Consider the following 15,577-nt stretch of genomic DNA (forward strand, 5'->3'; position numbering starts at 1 on the left):
TGTGTCTGGCGCGAAGACCGCAAGGGCGACGAAAGCTGAGCATGAAAAAAACGGAGCCCGCGTAAAGCGGGCTTCGTTGTTTCAGGGGTAGCCTGGCAGCGTTCGCGTTACTGGCTGGCCGCTTCCGGTGTCGCGGCCGGCGCCGATGCGCCCTTCTTATGCTTTTTCTTCTTCGCCTTCTTCACGTGTTTTTGCGTGGGCGGCGAGTACGAACTGACTGTGCTCGCGTCGGCGGGTGCGGCAGTCTGTGCGAGCGCGAGCGACGATCCCGCGGCGAGCGACAGGGCGGTGAGTACCAGCGTCAGCTTCTTCATACGATTTTTCTCCGGGTCGGTTGCTAGTCGTTGAGCCGACGCGTTATGCACGTCGCGTCTGGCGGGTACAGCCACTTCAGTTTACAAAACCGAAAATCGTGTCGAGTGAAATATTCGGATTTCGTGGCCCGATATAGCAACAGCGGCTACAGCAGCGGCGCGAGTGCCCGCGCCGCGTCCGCCTTCGACAGCGACATCCGCTGCGCGAAGTCTTCCAGCTGGTCCTGAGCGATCTTGCCGACCGAGAAATACGTGCTGTCCGGATGCGCGAGATAGAAGCCGGACACGCTTGCGGCCGGCAGCATCGCGAGCGATTCGGTGACGCTCATGCCGATCTCGTTCGCGCGCAGCACGTCGAACATGTCCTGCTTCACGAGATGGTCCGGGCACGCGGGGTAGCCCGGCGCCGGGCGGATGCCGCGGTACTTCTCGCCGATCAGGTCGTCATTCGACAGCGACTCGGCGGCCGCGTAGCCCCACAGGTCGCGCCGTACACGCGCGTGCATCGCTTCGGCGAACGCTTCGGCGAAGCGGTCGGCGAGCGCCTTCAGCATGATCGCGCTGTAGTCGTCGTGATCCTTTTCGAACTGCTTTTCCTTCACGTCGACGCCGAGGCCGGCCGTCACCGCGAACAGGCCGATGTAGTCGGCGACGCCCGAGTCTTTTGGCGCGATGAAATCGGCGAGCGAGCGATTCGGCCGCATCACGCCGTCGACCACCGGACGCACGCTCTGCTGACGCAGGTTGCGCCACGTGAGCGCGACTTCGGAGCGCGATTCGTCGGTATAGATCTCGATATCGTCGTCGTTCACGGTGTTCGCGGGCAGCAGTGCGATCACACCGTTCGCGGTGAGCCAGCGGCCCTGGATCAGCCGCGCGAGCATCGACTTCGCGTCGGAGAACACGCGCCGCGCCGATTCGCCGACGATCTCGTCGTTCAGGATCGCCGGATACGGACCCGCGAGATCCCACGTCTGGAAGAACGGGGCCCAGTCGATGTAGTTAGCCAGCTCGCTCAGGTCGTAGTTCTTGAATACGCGGCGGCCGATGAACTTCGGCTTCACCGGCTGGTAGTTCGCCCAGTAGATCTTCGTGCGGTTCGCGCGCGCTTCGGCGAGCGTCACCATCGGCTGTACCTTCCGGTTCGCGTGCTGGTCGCGGATGCGATCGTAGTCGGCCTTCAGTTCGTCGAGATACTTCGCGGCGCCTTCGTCCGACAGCAGGTTCGACGCGACCGATACCGAACGCGATGCGTCCGGCACGTACACGACCGGGCCTTCGTAATGCGGCGCGATCTTCACGGCGGTATGCACGCGTGACGTCGTCGCCCCGCCGATCAGCAGCGGAATCTTCTTGATGCGGAAATAGTCGTCGCGCTGCATTTCGGACGCGACGTAGGCCATTTCCTCGAGGCTCGGCGTAATGAGCCCCGACAGCCCGACGATGTCCGCTCCTTCGACCTTCGCTCTCGCGAGAATCTCGTTGCACGGGACCATCACGCCCATGTTGACCACTTCGAAGTTATTGCACTGGAGCACGACCGTCACGATGTTCTTGCCGATGTCGTGCACGTCGCCCTTCACGGTCGCGATGACGATCTTGCCCTTCGCGCGGACGTCGGCGCCGGCTTCGGCGAGCAGGCGCTTTTCTTCCTCGATGAACGGGATCAGATGCGCGACCGCCTGCTTCATCACGCGCGCCGACTTCACGACCTGCGGCAGGAACATCTTGCCCTGGCCGAACAGGTCGCCGACGATGTTCATACCGTCCATCAACGGCCCTTCGATCACGTTGATCGGGCGGCCGCCGGCCGCGTCGATCTTCGCGCGCACCTCTTCCGTGTCTTCGACGATGAAGTTCGTGATGCCGTGCACGAGGGCATGCGCGAGGCGTTTCTCGACGGGCTGGTTGCGCCACTCCAGGTTTTCTTCCTTCTTCGCAGCGCCCGTCTTGAACTGGTCGGCGATTTCGAGCAGCCGGTCCGTCGAGTCGGGGCGGCGGTTCAGCACGACGTCCTCGACACGCTCGCGCAGTTCCGGGTTCAGGTCCGCGTAGACGCCCAGCTGCCCCGCGTTGACGATGCCCATGTCCATGCCGGCCTGGATCGCGTGATACAGGAACACGGTGTGGATCGCCTCGCGCACCGGATCGTTGCCGCGAAACGAGAACGACACGTTCGACACGCCGCCGCTGATCTTCGCGTGCGGCAGGTTCTGCTTGATCCAGCGGGTCGCCTCGATGAAGTCGACCGCGTAGTTGTTGTGCTCTTCGATGCCGGTCGCGACCGCGAAGATGTTCGGGTCGAAGATGATGTCTTCCGGCGGAAAGCCGACTTCGTTGACGAGGAAATCGTACGAGCGCTTGCAGATCTGTGTCTTGCGTTCGTAGGTATCGGCCTGGCCTTTTTCGTCGAAGGCCATCACGACGGCAGCGGCGCCGTAGCGGCGGATCAGCTTCGCATGATGGCGGAACGCGTCCTCGCCTTCCTTCAGCGAGATCGAATTGACGATCGCCTTGCCCTGCACGCACTTCAGGCCTGCTTCGATCACTTCCCACTTCGACGAATCGATCATCACCGGCACCCGCGAGATGTCCGGCTCCGACGCGATCAGATTCATGAAGCGGACCATCGCCGCTTTCGAATCGAGCATCGCTTCGTCCATGTTGATGTCGATCACCTGCGCGCCGTTCTCGACCTGCTGCCGCGCGACCGCGAGCGCTTCGTCGAACTGGTTGTTGAGGATCATCCGCGCGAACGCTTTCGAGCCGGTGACGTTGGTCCGTTCGCCGACGTTGATGAAGAGCGTGCCGGGCGTGACGTTGAACGGCTCGAGGCCGGAAAGGCGCAGGGTGTGATCGGTCATGGCGTCGTGTTTTTTATGATCGGAGCGTAGGCGAGGCGGCAAGGCTCACGCGGCGTCGCGGTAGTGGTTCGGCCAGCGGCGCGGCTTGATGTCTGAGAGCGCTTTCGCGATCGCGGCGATGTGCTCGGGCGTCGTGCCGCAGCAGCCGCCCGCGATGTTCACGAGACCGGCTTGCGCGAACTCCTTCAGCAGGCTCGACGTGTCGGCCGGGGTTTCGTCGAAGCCCGTGTCGCTCATCGGGTTCGGCAGGCCCGCGTTCGGATAGCACGACACGTAGGTGTCGCACAGCTTCGACAGTTCGGCGATGTACGGGCGCATCAACGCCGCACCGAGCGCGCAGTTGAGGCCGAACGTGAGCGGCCGCGCGTGCCGCAGCGAATTCCAGAATGCTTCGACAGTCTGGCCGGACAGAATGCGGCCGGACGCGTCGGTGACGGTGCCCGAGATCATGATCGGCAGGCACTCGCCGGTGTTGTCGAAGAGTTCGTCGAGCGCGAACAGCGCGGCCTTCGCGTTCAGCGTATCGAAGATCGTTTCGACGAGGAACAGGTCGACGCCGCCGTCGAGCAGCGCCTTCGCCTGCTCGTAGTAGGCCGTGCGCAACTCGTCGAACGTGACATTGCGTGCAGCCGGATCGTTGACGTCCGGCGAGATGCTCGCGGTCTTCGGCGTCGGTCCGATGGCGCCGGCGACGAAGCGCGGCTTGTCGGGTGTCGAGTACGCGTCGCACGCGGCGCGCGCGAGCTTCGCGGATTCGAGGTTCATCTCGACCGCGAGGTTTTCCATGCCGTAGTCGGCCTGTGCGACGGTGGTCGCACCGAATGTGTTGGTCTCGAGGATATCCGCGCCGGCGGCCAGGTACTGGTCGTGAATTTCGCGGATCACCTGCGGCTGTGTGATCGACAGCAGTTCGTTGTTGCCTTTGATGTCGCGCCCGAAGTCCTTGAAGCGCTCGCCGCGATAAGCCGCTTCGTCGAGCTTGTAGCGCTGGATCATCGTGCCCATCGCGCCGTCGAGAATCAGGATGCGCGACTCGAGTAGCGCGGGCAGCGTCGCGCCGCGCGTGTAGGCCGTGGCGGGCGCACCCGGTCGGGCGGAGACGGCGGAAGAGGCGGGCTGGTTCATGGCAATGGGCGCTAGTAAGCGTACTAAAAGGACGCGCGGGCTAAGGCCTTGCGCCGGATCAGTCGGGAAACGTGCATTGTAGCCGCAGCCGGACCATGGCGCTCCGCGTGCGGCCGTCGGCGGAGCGCCAACAAAAAGCCCTGTCCGGCACGCCGGACAGGGCTTTCAGGGAGTGCCGCCGGAGCGGGAGTCGAGTAGGTGCCGTGCGAGCTTTAGTGCAGCACCACCGGTTGATTCATCAGACTGTCGAATTGACCGAGGAATTCGTCGACTTCATCGAGAGACGGTTCTTCCTGGATCAGCTTCTGCACGTGCTCGCGGAAACGCGCCGCCATTGCGCCATCGATATAGATCTCGCGTTGCATATTTTTATCGACGATCTCGTAACCACCGGACTTCATCGCGAGATGGCCGTCTTCCGGCGGGAACTCGACAACACAGTAGTTGGGACTGTTGTAGATCATTTGCATGGCGACACTCCTTCTTTCCGTTGGCTCCTGGCCATTCCTGCGCCATACATGGAGCGTGTGGTGTGGAATTCAAGGGGTGGGTCCGAAGCAACGCTAGTAAAAATTTCCGGACCTGAAGGTTAGACAGGGCTTTCCAGAAACGTTTCAAGCAACCCGGCAAATCGATGCGACTGCTCAATGGGCGCGAGATGTGCGGCATCGAGCAGTTCGTATTGTGCGCCTTGAATGGCGTTCGCGATGGCCTGAGTGGCGACAACGGTCCGACCGTGGCCGCAGACGTCGTAGCGCAGCACCGTATGGTCATCGCGAAAATAGCCGGCCAGCTGATCCCAGATCGAAAGATCGCCGCCTGGTTGATGAACGAACGTCAGCCAGGAGCCACCGCCTTCGTTGCTGAGGACATAACGCGTGTCGACGCCGTCGAGGTTCAGTTGCGTGCGGACTCCATCTCGAAAAGGTGCGGTGAACGGGAACCGTCGCACGAAAAAGGGGGGCTGCGTAAGAACTGGTAAGACTTGAAGAACCTTCGTGCGGCGGGGGCTTTCCTCATGCGAACGCTGTCGCGCTACGAAGTTTCCGCGATCGACCGAAGACCCGTTCAGGGTCAGGGCTTTTCGCTTTCTGGCGGGGTGTCTGGTGTGGGTTGAGGCGCGGGTGCAGAAGGATTGTCTGCGTTGCCGCTGGGGTTGCCTGACGTGTTACCTGTCGCACCGTTCACACCGGCTACACCATTCGCATCGGGTGCCGCGAGCTTGCCGCGCCATACGAGTTCGATCTGCGTGCCGTTCGGTTCGGTCTGTACGATCCGTGCCGGCAGCCAGCCGAGCGACGGCGCGAGCCACACGTCGATCCGTCGCGCATCGCCTGCGTGACGTGGCAGCCGCATGAAGTGCCGCGCATCGATGAAGCCTTGCGCGGTGCGCACCGTCTCGTCGCCGATGGTTTCGATCGGCCAGATCTCGCCGCTGTCGTTGTCCGCGACGTAGAACTGCCGCGTGACGCCCGGCTTGTACGCATCGGGATCGCCGCGCACGAGGCTCGCGAGCTGCATCACCATGCTGAAGCGGTCCTGCGCGCCGTCGGGCAGCGCGAGCGTCGTGGGCGTGCGCGTGAACGCGATCTGTTTGTCGGTGCGATTGAAGATCGTCACGTCTTCTGCGCGCCGGCCGCGTTTCTCGATGTATTGATCCGGCGCGAGACCGAACGCGTCGACGCGCCCGTGACTCGAGTAGCTGAACGTACCGACGAACGGCACCGGCATCGAGACGATCATCTCGTAATGCTGGCCGTCGCTCGCCCAGTGGATCGTGCCTGGCTGGTTGCGCACGCCGTTGTAGAACGTGTCGTATTGCATCTCGCTGGAAGGCGGCACTGAGAACTTCACGCCGGACGCCGCGTGCGGTGCGCTTGCAGCAGCGGGTGCCGATGCGCTCGTTGCTCCGCTTGCTGACGTGCTTGCCGCGCCGGATGCAGACGCGGCCTGTGGTGCCGATGCCGTGTCGGGGACGGCGGGCGTGGGAGCGGCCGGCTCGGAACGCGTCGCCGTCAGCACATGCTCACTCGGTGCACGGGGCGCACGTGACGGAGCGGGCGCCCGTTTAGGTGCGGCCGCCTGCGGCTGGGCGGCTGGCTGCTGCTCGATGCGCTCCGGTTTCAGCAACGCGATTTCGACTGGCGCATGCGCGGCATCGACAGGCTGGAACGTCTCGCGATGTCGCTCGATCCACTCCGCGGCAATCCAGTGCAGGCCCAGCACCGCCACGAGCACCGCGATCCAGCGCACCGTGCGCGCACGCGACCGCCCCGCGTTGGGCGGCGTAGTCGGGCGATGGTTAAGCGTGGATGACGACATGCGAAGCGGCGGATCGGATCGAAGCGGTGCGATGGGTGAAACAGCGGAACGGAGGTTCGACCGCATGCCGGCGCCCGATGTTCCTGCGGCAAGATACCGGCGCGGAAAGCCACGCCAGCTATACGCCTCAACGCGGCGTCGGACTATTACCCAGTTCGTACGACAGCCTGCGCGCGCATTCGCGCATCGCCGTATCGATCTCGCCGTCCCAGCGGATGTCGAACGAGCCTTCGTGACCGAGTGCGATCAGGCCGAGTGCGAGATCGCCGGTCGCATCGAAGACCGGCATGCAGAACGCGTGGATCGTCGCGAGCAGCATCCCTTCGACGCGCGCCGCTTCATGCGCACGCACGTCCGCGAGCGTGCGCTCGACGTCTTCGGGCGTGCGCGGCGTGTCGGTGCGGGCAGAGCGATGCACCACCGCTAGTTCGCGCTCGATCATCGCCGCGGTCTTGCTGCGCGGCAGATAGGCGGCGAACAGCAGGCCGGTGGCGGAGCCGAGCAGCGGCATCACGTCGCCGAGTTTCAGCGATGCCTTCGCGGGATGGCTCGATTCCATCCAGTGAACGACAGTCGGCCCCTGGTTGCCCCACACCGCGATGCCGACCGTCAGGTCAAGCCGGTCGTGCAATTCCGCGAGCGCGACACGCGCGAGCTTCACGCCGTCGACGCGCGCGAGCCGCGCCAGTCCCAGTTGCAGCGCGAAACCGCCGAGTTCGTAGCGCCCGGACAGCGGGTCTTGTGCGACCACGCCGAGTCGCGCGAAGCTCACCAGATAGCGATGCGCTTTCGCCGGGCTCATGCCCGCGCGTTGCGCGAGGTCGCGCAGCATCATCGCGCGCGGTTCGTGCGTGAGCACGTCGAGCAGCCGGAAGCCGACCTCGATCGACTGGATGCCCGAGCGCAGTTTCTCTTCGCTGTTTTCGCTGCCGTCGGCGGGATCGCGGGCGTCGGCTTCGTCGTCGGCATCGAACGGAGCGGCTGTCGATGGTGCAGCGGCATCATCGGCAGACGGATGGCGGGCGGCGCGGGGACGGGCGGGTGACGGCATGAGCGGAAGGTGGCGCGAGCCGCAAAGGCACGCGATAAACAGCGGTGAAAGAAGGCGCGCTTGGGGCGCGTCGATTCACCATCGTAGAATAGATTCCTTCTACCGTCATCCCTACCGCTTATTCCCCTATGAAACTCGCTTCGCTGAAGGACGGCACGCGCGACGGTCAACTGATCGTCGTGTCCCGCGACCTGCACACCGCGGCGATCGCCGACGCGATCGTGCCGACGCTGCAGCGCGCGCTCGACGACTGGACCTTCTACGCGCCGCAACTGCACGACCTGTCCGACGCATTGAACCAGGGCCGCGCGCGCAACATGTTCCCGTTCGACGCGAAAGACTGCATGGCGCCGCTGCCGCGCGCGTTCCAATGGGCCGACGGCTCGTCGTACGTGAATCACGTCGAACTCGTGCGCCGCGCGCGCGGCGCCGAGATGCCGCCCGAGTTCTGGACCGACCCGCTGATGTACCAAGGCGGCAGCGACGACTTCATCGGGCCGCGCGACGACGTCGTGTGCGCGTCCGAGGACTACGGCATCGACTTCGAGGCCGAGGTCGCGGTGATTACCGGCGACGTGTCGATGACGGCAACGCCCGACCAGGCGCTGAAGGGCGTGCGGCTCGTGACGCTCGTCAACGACGTGTCGCTGCGCAACCTGATTCCGGCCGAACTCGCGAAGGGCTTCGGCTTCTTCCAGAGCAAGCCCGCGACATCGTTCGCGCCGGTCGCCGTCACGCCCGATGAACTCGGCGAGCACTGGCGCGGCGGTCGCGTGCATCGTCCGATGATCGTTCACTGGAACGGCAAGAAGGTTGGCCAGCCCGATGCCGGCACCGACATGGTGTTCCACTTCGGCCAGTTGATCGCGCATGCGGCGAAGACGCGTAACCTGCGGGCCGGTTCGATCGTCGGGTCGGGCACCGTGTCGAACAAGGACGCGAAGCGCGGTTACTGCTGCATCGCCGAGAAGCGCTGTCTCGAAACCATCGAGCACGGCGCGCCGCAGACCGAGTTCATGAAGTACGGCGACACCGTGAAGATCGAGATGTTCGACGAAGCCGGTAAGTCGATCTTCGGTGCGATCGAACAGGCGATCGCGCCGCTCGATCCGGCGCACTGAGCACACGCGCGGCTCATCGCGTGCGGCGGCCGCCAGGCCGGCCGAGGGTCAACCACAAGCCAGCCACAAACCCGATCGTCGAAAGGGTTTCGCCCGATGCCGGTCCAGCGGGCGCCCGCTACACTGGCTGACGCGCGACACGGGACGCGCGCCGGTCCGTCCGCCTCGCACGACAGCCTGTGTATCCGTGTAGTGGGCAACCGGCATCGATAACAGACACGCGAGGAGACAGGCATGCTGCGATTGCGCGGGGCGAGGAGTGCGTCGGCACGAACAACGGGAACGACGCGATGGTCAGCGCATTGGCGGAGGATCGGCGTGTTGATGCTGGGCAGTCTGCCTGCGCTTGCATTCGCACAGGTGAAGATCGGACTGGTGCTGTCGCTGACTGGCCCCGCTGCATCGCTCGGCATTCCCGCACGCGACACGTCGACGCTGTTCCCGAAAGAGATTGCCGGTCAGAAGGTCGAGTACATCGTGCTCGACGACGCCTCAGACACGACGCTCGCGGTGCAGGACACGCGCAAGCTGATCTCCGAAAATCACGTGGACGCGATCATCGGCTCGTCGATCACGCCGAACTCGCTGGCGATGCTCGACGTCGTCGCCGAGGGCGAGACGCCGGCGATCTCGCTTGCGTCGTCCGCGAAGATCATCGAACCGGTCGACGCGAAGCGCTACTGGATGTTCAAGACGCCGCAGACCGACGCGATGATGGCGTCCGCGATCGCCGAACACGCGAGCGGGCACGGCGTGAAGACGATCGCGTACATCGGCCAGGCGGATGCGCTCGGCGAGACGTTCTACGCGGAGGTCGCGAAATTCGCGGAGCTGCATCACATCCGCGTGGTCGCGAACGAGCGCTTCAATCGCACGGACACGAGCGTCACGGGTCAGGTGCTGAAAATTCTTGCGGCGAATCCGGATGCGGTCGTCGTCGGCGCGGCTGGCACGCCGGCCGCGCTGCCGCCAAAAACGCTCGTTGCGCGCGGCTACAAAGGCAAGATCTATCATAACCACGGGGTCGGCAGTAACGACTTCCTGCGCGTCTGCGGCACCGACTGCAACGGCACGTTCCTGCCCGCGAGCCCGGTGCTCGTCGCCGCGCAGCTGCCGCAGGATCACCCGGCGAAGCGGCTCGCGCTCGACTACATCGCGCGCTTCGAGGCGTTGCGCGGACCCGGCAGCGTATCGGCGTTCGGCTCGTATGCGTGGGATGCGAACCTGCTTCTCGGGAACGCGGTGCCGATCGCGTTGACGAGCGCCGCGCCGGGTACGCCAGCGTTTCGCCGTGCATTGCGCGACGCGCTCGAAGCGACGCGCGGCCTTGCCGATACAAACGGGCTCGTCAACATGAGCCCGACCGATCATCTTGGGCTCGATCAACGTGCCCGCGTGATGGTGCAGATCCGCGACGCGAAGTGGGTCTACCAGCCGCGCTGACGCGAAACGGGTGACACCTGCCGCATCCTCTCGACTCACGGAAGAACGTTATGTCGCAAGAACCGTCTGCTTCATCTGGATCGCCTTCATCGGCCTCGCCTGCGGGCAATCCCGCGCCGTATGAGCGCTACACGTCGCTGCAGTTGCGGCGTCATCCGCATGGAATTCTCGAGATCGTGATGAACGGCGCGGGCGCGAACCGCAGTGGTCTCGCGACCGCCGACGCGCAGACGCATCGCGAGCTTGCGGAGATCTGGCGCGACGTCGACCGCGACGACGAAACCCGCGTCGCGGTGATCCGCGGCGAAGGCAAAGGGTTTTCGGCGGGCGGCGACCTGCATCTGGTCGAAGAGATGGCGACCGACTTCGACGTGCGCACCCGCGTATGGCGCGAAGCACGTGACCTCGTCTACAACGTGATCAACTGCAGCAAGCCGATCGTGTCGGCGATGCATGGACCGGCTGTCGGCGCGGGACTCGTCGCGGGGTTGCTGGCCGACATTTCGATCGCGGCGAAGTCGGCGCGGATCATCGACGGCCATACGCGCCTTGGCGTCGCGGCCGGCGATCACGCGGCGATCGTGTGGCCGCTGCTGTGCGGGATGGCGAAGGCGAAGTACTACCTGCTGCTGTGCGAGCCGGTGAGCGGCGAGGAGGCGGAGCGGATCGGCCTCGTGTCGCTCGCCGTCGACGACGCCGACGTCGTGCCGAAAGCGTTCGAGGTCGCGGAGAAACTCGCGCACGGTTCGCAGACCGCAATCCGCTGGACCAAGTACGCGCTGAACAACTGGCTGCGCTCGGCCGGGCCGGCGTTCGACACGTCGCTGGCGCTCGAATTCATGGGCTTCGCGGGGCCTGATGTCCATGAAGGTGTGAAATCGCTGCGCGAGCGGCGCGCGCCGGATTTTCCGGGCGGTGAGCCGTTTTGAGGTTGCAGGTGGTGCGGTGTGCTTCGCCGCGCAGCGCACGCGATGCACGGCGCACGATACGTCGTGCGACCGGGGCCCATACGCCGCGCCCCGACGCCCGCACGGTATGATCGGACGCGACACACAAACAATGCGCGAGAACGAGCGCAATGCTTCAATCGTTTCATCTGTATTCGGTGCGAGGAGAAATGCATGACCGATAGACCCGGCGTTACGCCGCCCTTTCCCGGTTTCCCGGGGTTTCCTCCTGCCGAGATGGTCGACCGGATGTGGGACATGATGCGTCTCACGCCGTTCGGCTCGTCGTTTCCGGGCGGGCAGCCTGGGGCGGCGCAAGGCCTCGGACCGTCGCTGTCGATGATGTCCGACATGATGGCGCCGCTCACGAACGTCGAAGAACTCGACAAACGCATCACCGACATGCGCGCCGTCGAGCAATGGCTGAAGCTGAATCTGAACATGCTGCAATCGGCGATTCAGGCGCTCGAAGTGCAGCGCGCGACGCTCGCTACGTTGCGGGCGTTCGGTGCGTCGTTTGCGCAGTCGCCGGCGGGGGCGGGTGCTGCGCCTTCGCCTTCTCCATGGTCGTCGCCTGCGAGCGGGTCGCCGTTTGCGAAGAAAGAGAGCGAGCCTGCGGCTTCGACTGAAAGCAGCGCATCGGCCAAAGCCAGTGAAAGCAGCGAAGGCGCCGAAGGTGGCGTGCAGACCGGGCCGGCATTCGATACATCGGGCTGGTGGAACCTGCTGCAATCGCAGTTCAACCAGCTTGCGCAATTCGCGATGACGCAACCCGGTGCAGCGGGTGCTGCCGGCGCTGCGGGTACGACCGCTGCACCGGGCGCGGCGTCGTCGAAGGCTGACGCAAAGCCTGCGGCGGCAAAGCGTCCGGCCGCGAAGCGCGCGGCGCCCGGCAAGCAATCCAGTGCGACCGGCGGAACCGGAGCAACCGGCACAACACGCAGCGCGAAGAAAGCGCCGCCGCAGCCCGAATGAAACCGCGCGACGACGGCGGAGCGTGACGCATGCGGCTCGCGCTCGTGCTGATGGGTGGCGGCGCGCGTGCGGCCTACCAGGCCGGCGCACTCGCCGCGCTCGCGCAGATCGCGCGCGAAGTGGCGCCTGCGCATCGGGCGTCGCCGTTCAGCGTCGTTTGCGGCACGTCGGCGGGGGCGATCAACGCGACGTCGATTGCGAGCCACGCCGACGACTTCCTGCGTGGCGCCGACCGGTTGGTCGACGTGTGGTCGGCGATGCGCGCCAATCGCGTGTATCGCACGGACTGGCCGGGCGTCGTCGGCGCAGGCGTGCGCTGGCTCGCGGCGATGACGGTCGGCTGGGCGGCGCGCCGCTCGCCGCGCGCGTTGTTCGACAACACGCCGCTCGCGGGGTTGCTGCACGAGGCGCTCAGCTTCCACCGGATCGACCAGATGCTCGAGTCGCGCGCGCTGCATGCGCTATCGGTGACGGCGCTCAGCTATTCGTCGGGGCGGCATCTGACGTTCTATCAGGCGAGCGAGCCGATTCACGCGTGGCGGCGCGCGCAGCGCACCGCGCGGATGGTCGAGCTGACGCCCGCGCATCTGCTTGCTTCGTCTGCGATTCCATTCATCTTTCCGGCCGTGCGTCTTGAAGTCGACGGTCGTCACGAGTATTTCGGCGACGGCTCGATCCGCCAGATCGCGCCGCTCAGTCCGGCGATCCACTTCGGCGCCGACCGCATCGTCGTGATCGGCGCAGCCGCGGCGCGCCCCGAAGTGCCGGCGACCGCACCGGAAAACGGCTATCCGTCGCTCGCGCAGATCGGTCAGCAGGTGCTCGCGAGTGTGTTTCTCGATTCGATCGGCGCGGACATCGAGCGGATGGAGCACGTGAACCGGATGGTGCTGCAGTTGCCGCACGTGGTCGAACCGGAAAGCGGCTGGCGTCACGTCGAGGTGCTCGCGATCGCGCCGAGCGAGCGCATCGAGCTGATCGCCGCACGGCATCTGAAGCGCCTGCCGCTGACGGTGCGCGGGCTGCTCGGCGCGGTGGGCGGGAATCGCGCGTCGGGCGCGTCGTTCGCGAGCTATCTGCTGTTCGAAAGCGAATTCACGCGTGAACTGATCGACCTCGGCCGCCGCGACGCGCTGGCTCGCCGCGACGAACTGGCCGCATGGATCGAGCGCGCCGACCGTAACACCCACGACACCAGCGGTCCTCATGGACACCATGGCCAGCACGGCCCCGGCACCGCATGACACGGACGCGTCACAGCCCTTTGCACGACATCTGCGCCGATCCTGCCGCAGGTCGACGTAAGGTCCTGCTCGCGGCCCGCCGAACGGGCGGAAGCGTCATATTCGCGTGCTATCATGCAATGAGCTTTCAGTATCCTCGGGCGCACCATAACAACCCACGAACCGCCCGTTCGTCGGCCCAGGCAAAGGACTTCCTTCCACCCACGGCTGACCGCGTGGCGGTCGCCGCCCCGCACAAGAACTCCGGTTTTCGCAAGTGCACATCGAATGCAGACGCTTCTTTGCGACACCCTTGCATCTGGGCACCCGATTACCGCGTAAAATTGAACATTGAGCACGCGAACGTGCGTTTTTTGCTCGTTAGCCGCAACAGTAGCCAGCCACATCAAGACGTCGCAACGCGCAGAACAGGGGTGGGAATATGAACACCATGCTTTATCCGGAACTTTATAAATCGCTCGAGTCCGTTCGATGGGACATGGAGAAGGACATCCCATGGGACAAGTTCGACGCGTCGTTGCTCACCGACGAGCAGGCCGCGACGATCAAGATGAACGCGATCACCGAATGGTCCGCACTGCCCGCCACGGAAATGTTCCTGCGCGACAACCACCACGACAGCGATTTCTCCGCGTTCATGAGCGTGTGGTTTTTCGAGGAGCAGAAGCACTCGCTGGTGCTGATGGAGTATCTGCGCCGCTTCAAGCCGGAACTCGTGCCGACTGAAGAAGAACTGCACGCGGTGCGGTTCACGTTCGATCCGGCGCCGCCGCTCGAAACGCTGATGCTCCACTTCTGCGGCGAAATCCGCCTGAATCACTGGTATCGCCGTGCGGCCGAATGGCACACCGAGCCGGTCATCAAGCAGATCTACGAAACCATCTCGCGTGACGAAGCGCGCCACGGCGGCGCGTATCTGCGCTACATGAAGAAGGCGCTGACGAATTTCGGTGACGTCGCGCGTGCGGCGTTCGCGAAGATCGGCGTACTGATGGCATCGGCGCGCCGCACCGAAAAGCCGCTGCACCCGACCAACCTGCACGTGAATCAGGCGCTCTTCCCGCGCGATACCATCCAGTCGCGCCTGCCCGATCCGGAATGGCTCGAACGCTGGCTCGACGAACAGATCCGCTTCGACGACGGCTGGGAAAAGAAGGTGATCGAGCGCATCCTGCACAACCTGTCGATCCTGTTCGAGCGCTCGTTCAACACCGCGCAGGAACTGAACCGCTATCGCAAGGAAGTGGTGCAGCGCCTGCAGGCCGAGCAGGGCTCCGCACAACAGCAGCCGGCCTGAGCTGACGCCGCGACGCGGCGTTACGCTGAGCGCCACGCAAACGAAAAGCAACACGGCCCGACAGGCGCGCAACCTGCCGGGCCGTTTTTTTCGACCGGTTTTTTTAATCCTCTTCGCTATCTATTCGCTCCGATCCTATGGCCGTCCATTTCGAACGCAAGCTCACGACCCGCGACGCCCTCGCGCAACGCCGTCCGTCGCTGACGGGCCCCGTGGTGTTCACCAACGGTGTCTTCGACATCCTGCATCGCGGGCACGTCACGTACCTCGCCGATGCGAAGGCCCTCGGCGCGTGTCTGATCGTCGGCGTGAACAGCGATGCGTCGGTGCGGATGCTCGGCAAGGGCGACGACCGGCCGATCAATACCGACGCCGACCGCATGGCGTTGCTCGCGGCACTGGAGAGCGTCGACTGGGTCGTGCGTTTTGACGAGAAGACGCCGGTCGAGCTGATCGAAGCGCTGCGCCCGGACGTGCTCGTGAAGGGCGGCGACTACGACATGGACACGCTGCCCGAATCCGCGCTGGTGCGTAGCTGGGGCGGCCGTGCGCTGGCTATTCCGTTCGAGCACGATCGCTCGACTACCGCGCTGCTGAAGAAGGTTCGCGCGCTGGGCTAACGCGCGCCGATCTTATTGCGCGAGCGCCGACGCGGCAATCGCCGGCTCGGGCGCCGGCCCACCCACTACCGCAAGATCCGCGGCATCCGCCGCCGACAGCGGCGTCACCTTCAGCCACTCCGGACGAATCTGCCGGTTCAGATGATTCGGCTCGCGCGTGCCGGCCGACGGCAGCGGTCCGAAGACTCCGCGCATCGCGACGAACGCAAGCATGTTGGCGAGAAACAGGATGGCGATCAGCCAGCGCAGCATGG

Annotated in this window: 14 protein-coding genes and 1 pseudogene; 7 read left to right on the forward strand and 8 right to left on the reverse strand. The window is 64.9% G+C overall.

The window, feature by feature from the left end:
- Nucleotides 1–107: 107 nt before the first annotated feature.
- From ACREXZ_RS16850 to ACREXZ_RS16880, 7 genes and pseudogenes are all read right to left on the reverse strand, one after another.
- Nucleotides 108–314, reverse strand: coding sequence for an acid-shock protein (locus ACREXZ_RS16850; RefSeq protein ID WP_431765241.1), 207 nt, complete (start codon nt 312–314; stop codon nt 108–110).
- A 146-nt stretch (nt 315–460) separates the two neighbouring features.
- Nucleotides 461–3,178 carry a methionine synthase gene (gene metH, locus ACREXZ_RS16855; protein WP_431765242.1) on the reverse strand — a complete coding sequence of 906 codons (2,718 nt, stop codon included), beginning with the start codon at nt 3,176–3,178 and terminating at the stop codon, nt 461–463.
- Between the two features lie 45 nt (nt 3,179–3,223).
- The gene (locus tag ACREXZ_RS16860; protein ID WP_431765243.1) at nt 3,224–4,303 is read right to left on the reverse strand and encodes a homocysteine S-methyltransferase family protein; all 1,080 of its coding nucleotides are present in this window, start codon (nt 4,301–4,303) and stop codon (nt 3,224–3,226) included.
- Nucleotides 4,304–4,515: 212 nt separating this feature from the next.
- Nucleotides 4,516–4,773, reverse strand: coding sequence for a BTH_I0359 family protein (locus ACREXZ_RS16865; protein ID WP_431765244.1), 258 nt, complete (start codon nt 4,771–4,773; stop codon nt 4,516–4,518).
- 233 nt (nt 4,774–5,006) lie between these two features.
- Nucleotides 5,007–5,204: pseudogene (locus ACREXZ_RS16870) on the reverse strand (3-oxoadipate enol-lactonase); the annotation flags it as partial.
- A gap of 173 nt (nt 5,205–5,377) precedes the next feature.
- A complete protein-coding gene (locus ACREXZ_RS16875) occupies nt 5,378–6,625 on the reverse strand; it encodes a DUF3108 domain-containing protein (RefSeq protein ID WP_431765245.1) in 1,248 nt (415 codons plus the stop codon).
- 127 nt (nt 6,626–6,752) lie between these two features.
- Nucleotides 6,753–7,676, reverse strand: a complete 924-nt coding sequence (locus tag ACREXZ_RS16880) for an IclR family transcriptional regulator (RefSeq protein WP_431765246.1) — start codon at nt 7,674–7,676, stop codon at nt 6,753–6,755.
- Between the two features lie 128 nt (nt 7,677–7,804).
- Between ACREXZ_RS16880 and ACREXZ_RS16885 the strand changes: the two genes are divergently transcribed.
- The 7 genes from ACREXZ_RS16885 (at nt 7,805) to rfaE2 (ending at nt 15,323) form a co-directional block, all read left to right on the forward strand.
- Nucleotides 7,805–8,797 carry a fumarylacetoacetate hydrolase family protein gene (locus ACREXZ_RS16885; RefSeq protein ID WP_431765247.1) on the forward strand — a complete coding sequence of 331 codons (993 nt, stop codon included), beginning with the start codon at nt 7,805–7,807 and terminating at the stop codon, nt 8,795–8,797.
- A 324-nt stretch (nt 8,798–9,121) separates the two neighbouring features.
- Nucleotides 9,122–10,240: an ABC transporter substrate-binding protein gene (locus ACREXZ_RS16890; RefSeq protein WP_431765248.1), complete on the forward strand. Its 1,119-nt coding sequence runs from the start codon at nt 9,122–9,124 to the stop codon at nt 10,238–10,240.
- A gap of 50 nt (nt 10,241–10,290) precedes the next feature.
- Nucleotides 10,291–11,169: an enoyl-CoA hydratase/isomerase family protein gene (locus tag ACREXZ_RS16895; protein ID WP_431765249.1), complete on the forward strand. Its 879-nt coding sequence runs from the start codon at nt 10,291–10,293 to the stop codon at nt 11,167–11,169.
- Between the two features lie 192 nt (nt 11,170–11,361).
- Entirely contained in the window at nt 11,362–12,162 is an 801-nt protein-coding gene (locus ACREXZ_RS16900; protein WP_431765250.1) for a PhaM family polyhydroxyalkanoate granule multifunctional regulatory protein, read from the forward strand.
- A 29-nt stretch (nt 12,163–12,191) separates the two neighbouring features.
- Complete coding sequence (locus tag ACREXZ_RS16905; protein WP_431765251.1) at nt 12,192–13,406, forward strand: patatin-like phospholipase family protein; 1,215 nt, start codon at nt 12,192–12,194, stop codon at nt 13,404–13,406.
- Nucleotides 13,407–13,827: 421 nt separating this feature from the next.
- Nucleotides 13,828–14,703, forward strand: coding sequence for a ferritin-like domain-containing protein (locus tag ACREXZ_RS16910; RefSeq protein ID WP_431765252.1), 876 nt, complete (start codon nt 13,828–13,830; stop codon nt 14,701–14,703).
- A gap of 137 nt (nt 14,704–14,840) precedes the next feature.
- Nucleotides 14,841–15,323: a D-glycero-beta-D-manno-heptose 1-phosphate adenylyltransferase gene (gene rfaE2, locus ACREXZ_RS16915; RefSeq protein WP_431765253.1), complete on the forward strand. Its 483-nt coding sequence runs from the start codon at nt 14,841–14,843 to the stop codon at nt 15,321–15,323.
- Nucleotides 15,324–15,335: 12 nt separating this feature from the next.
- Here the strand turns inward: rfaE2 and ACREXZ_RS16920 are convergent, their stop codons facing one another.
- Complete coding sequence (locus tag ACREXZ_RS16920; RefSeq protein ID WP_431765254.1) at nt 15,336–15,575, reverse strand: hypothetical protein; 240 nt, start codon at nt 15,573–15,575, stop codon at nt 15,336–15,338.
- Between the last annotated feature and the right edge of the window lie 2 nt (nt 15,576–15,577).

Origin of the sequence: Paraburkholderia sp., assembly GCF_050742655.1 — a bacterium.
In the GTDB taxonomy this organism is placed as follows: Bacteria; Pseudomonadota; Gammaproteobacteria; order Burkholderiales; family Burkholderiaceae; genus Paraburkholderia.

Bases quoted from the DNA above. Each gene is read 5' to 3' on its own strand.
- ACREXZ_RS16850 (WP_431765241.1), bottom strand. From the start codon at position 314: ATGAAGAAGCTGACGCTGGTACTCACCGCCCTGTCGCTCGCCGCGGGA.
- metH (WP_431765242.1), bottom strand. From the start codon at position 3,178: ATGACCGATCACACCCTGCGCCTTTCCGGCCTCGAGCCGTTCAACGTC.
- ACREXZ_RS16860 (WP_431765243.1), bottom strand. From the start codon at position 4,303: ATGAACCAGCCCGCCTCTTCCGCCGTCTCCGCCCGACCGGGTGCGCCC.
- ACREXZ_RS16865 (WP_431765244.1), bottom strand. From the start codon at position 4,773: ATGCAAATGATCTACAACAGTCCCAACTACTGTGTTGTCGAGTTCCCG.
- ACREXZ_RS16875 (WP_431765245.1), bottom strand. From the start codon at position 6,625: ATGTCGTCATCCACGCTTAACCATCGCCCGACTACGCCGCCCAACGCG.
- ACREXZ_RS16880 (WP_431765246.1), bottom strand. From the start codon at position 7,676: ATGCCGTCACCCGCCCGTCCCCGCGCCGCCCGCCATCCGTCTGCCGAT.
- ACREXZ_RS16885 (WP_431765247.1), top strand. From the start codon at position 7,805: ATGAAACTCGCTTCGCTGAAGGACGGCACGCGCGACGGTCAACTGATC.
- ACREXZ_RS16890 (WP_431765248.1), top strand. From the start codon at position 9,122: ATGCTGGGCAGTCTGCCTGCGCTTGCATTCGCACAGGTGAAGATCGGA.
- ACREXZ_RS16895 (WP_431765249.1), top strand. From the start codon at position 10,291: ATGTCGCAAGAACCGTCTGCTTCATCTGGATCGCCTTCATCGGCCTCG.
- ACREXZ_RS16900 (WP_431765250.1), top strand. From the start codon at position 11,362: ATGACCGATAGACCCGGCGTTACGCCGCCCTTTCCCGGTTTCCCGGGG.
- ACREXZ_RS16905 (WP_431765251.1), top strand. From the start codon at position 12,192: ATGCGGCTCGCGCTCGTGCTGATGGGTGGCGGCGCGCGTGCGGCCTAC.
- ACREXZ_RS16910 (WP_431765252.1), top strand. From the start codon at position 13,828: ATGAACACCATGCTTTATCCGGAACTTTATAAATCGCTCGAGTCCGTT.
- rfaE2 (WP_431765253.1), top strand. From the start codon at position 14,841: ATGGCCGTCCATTTCGAACGCAAGCTCACGACCCGCGACGCCCTCGCG.
- ACREXZ_RS16920 (WP_431765254.1), bottom strand. From the start codon at position 15,575: ATGCTGCGCTGGCTGATCGCCATCCTGTTTCTCGCCAACATGCTTGCG.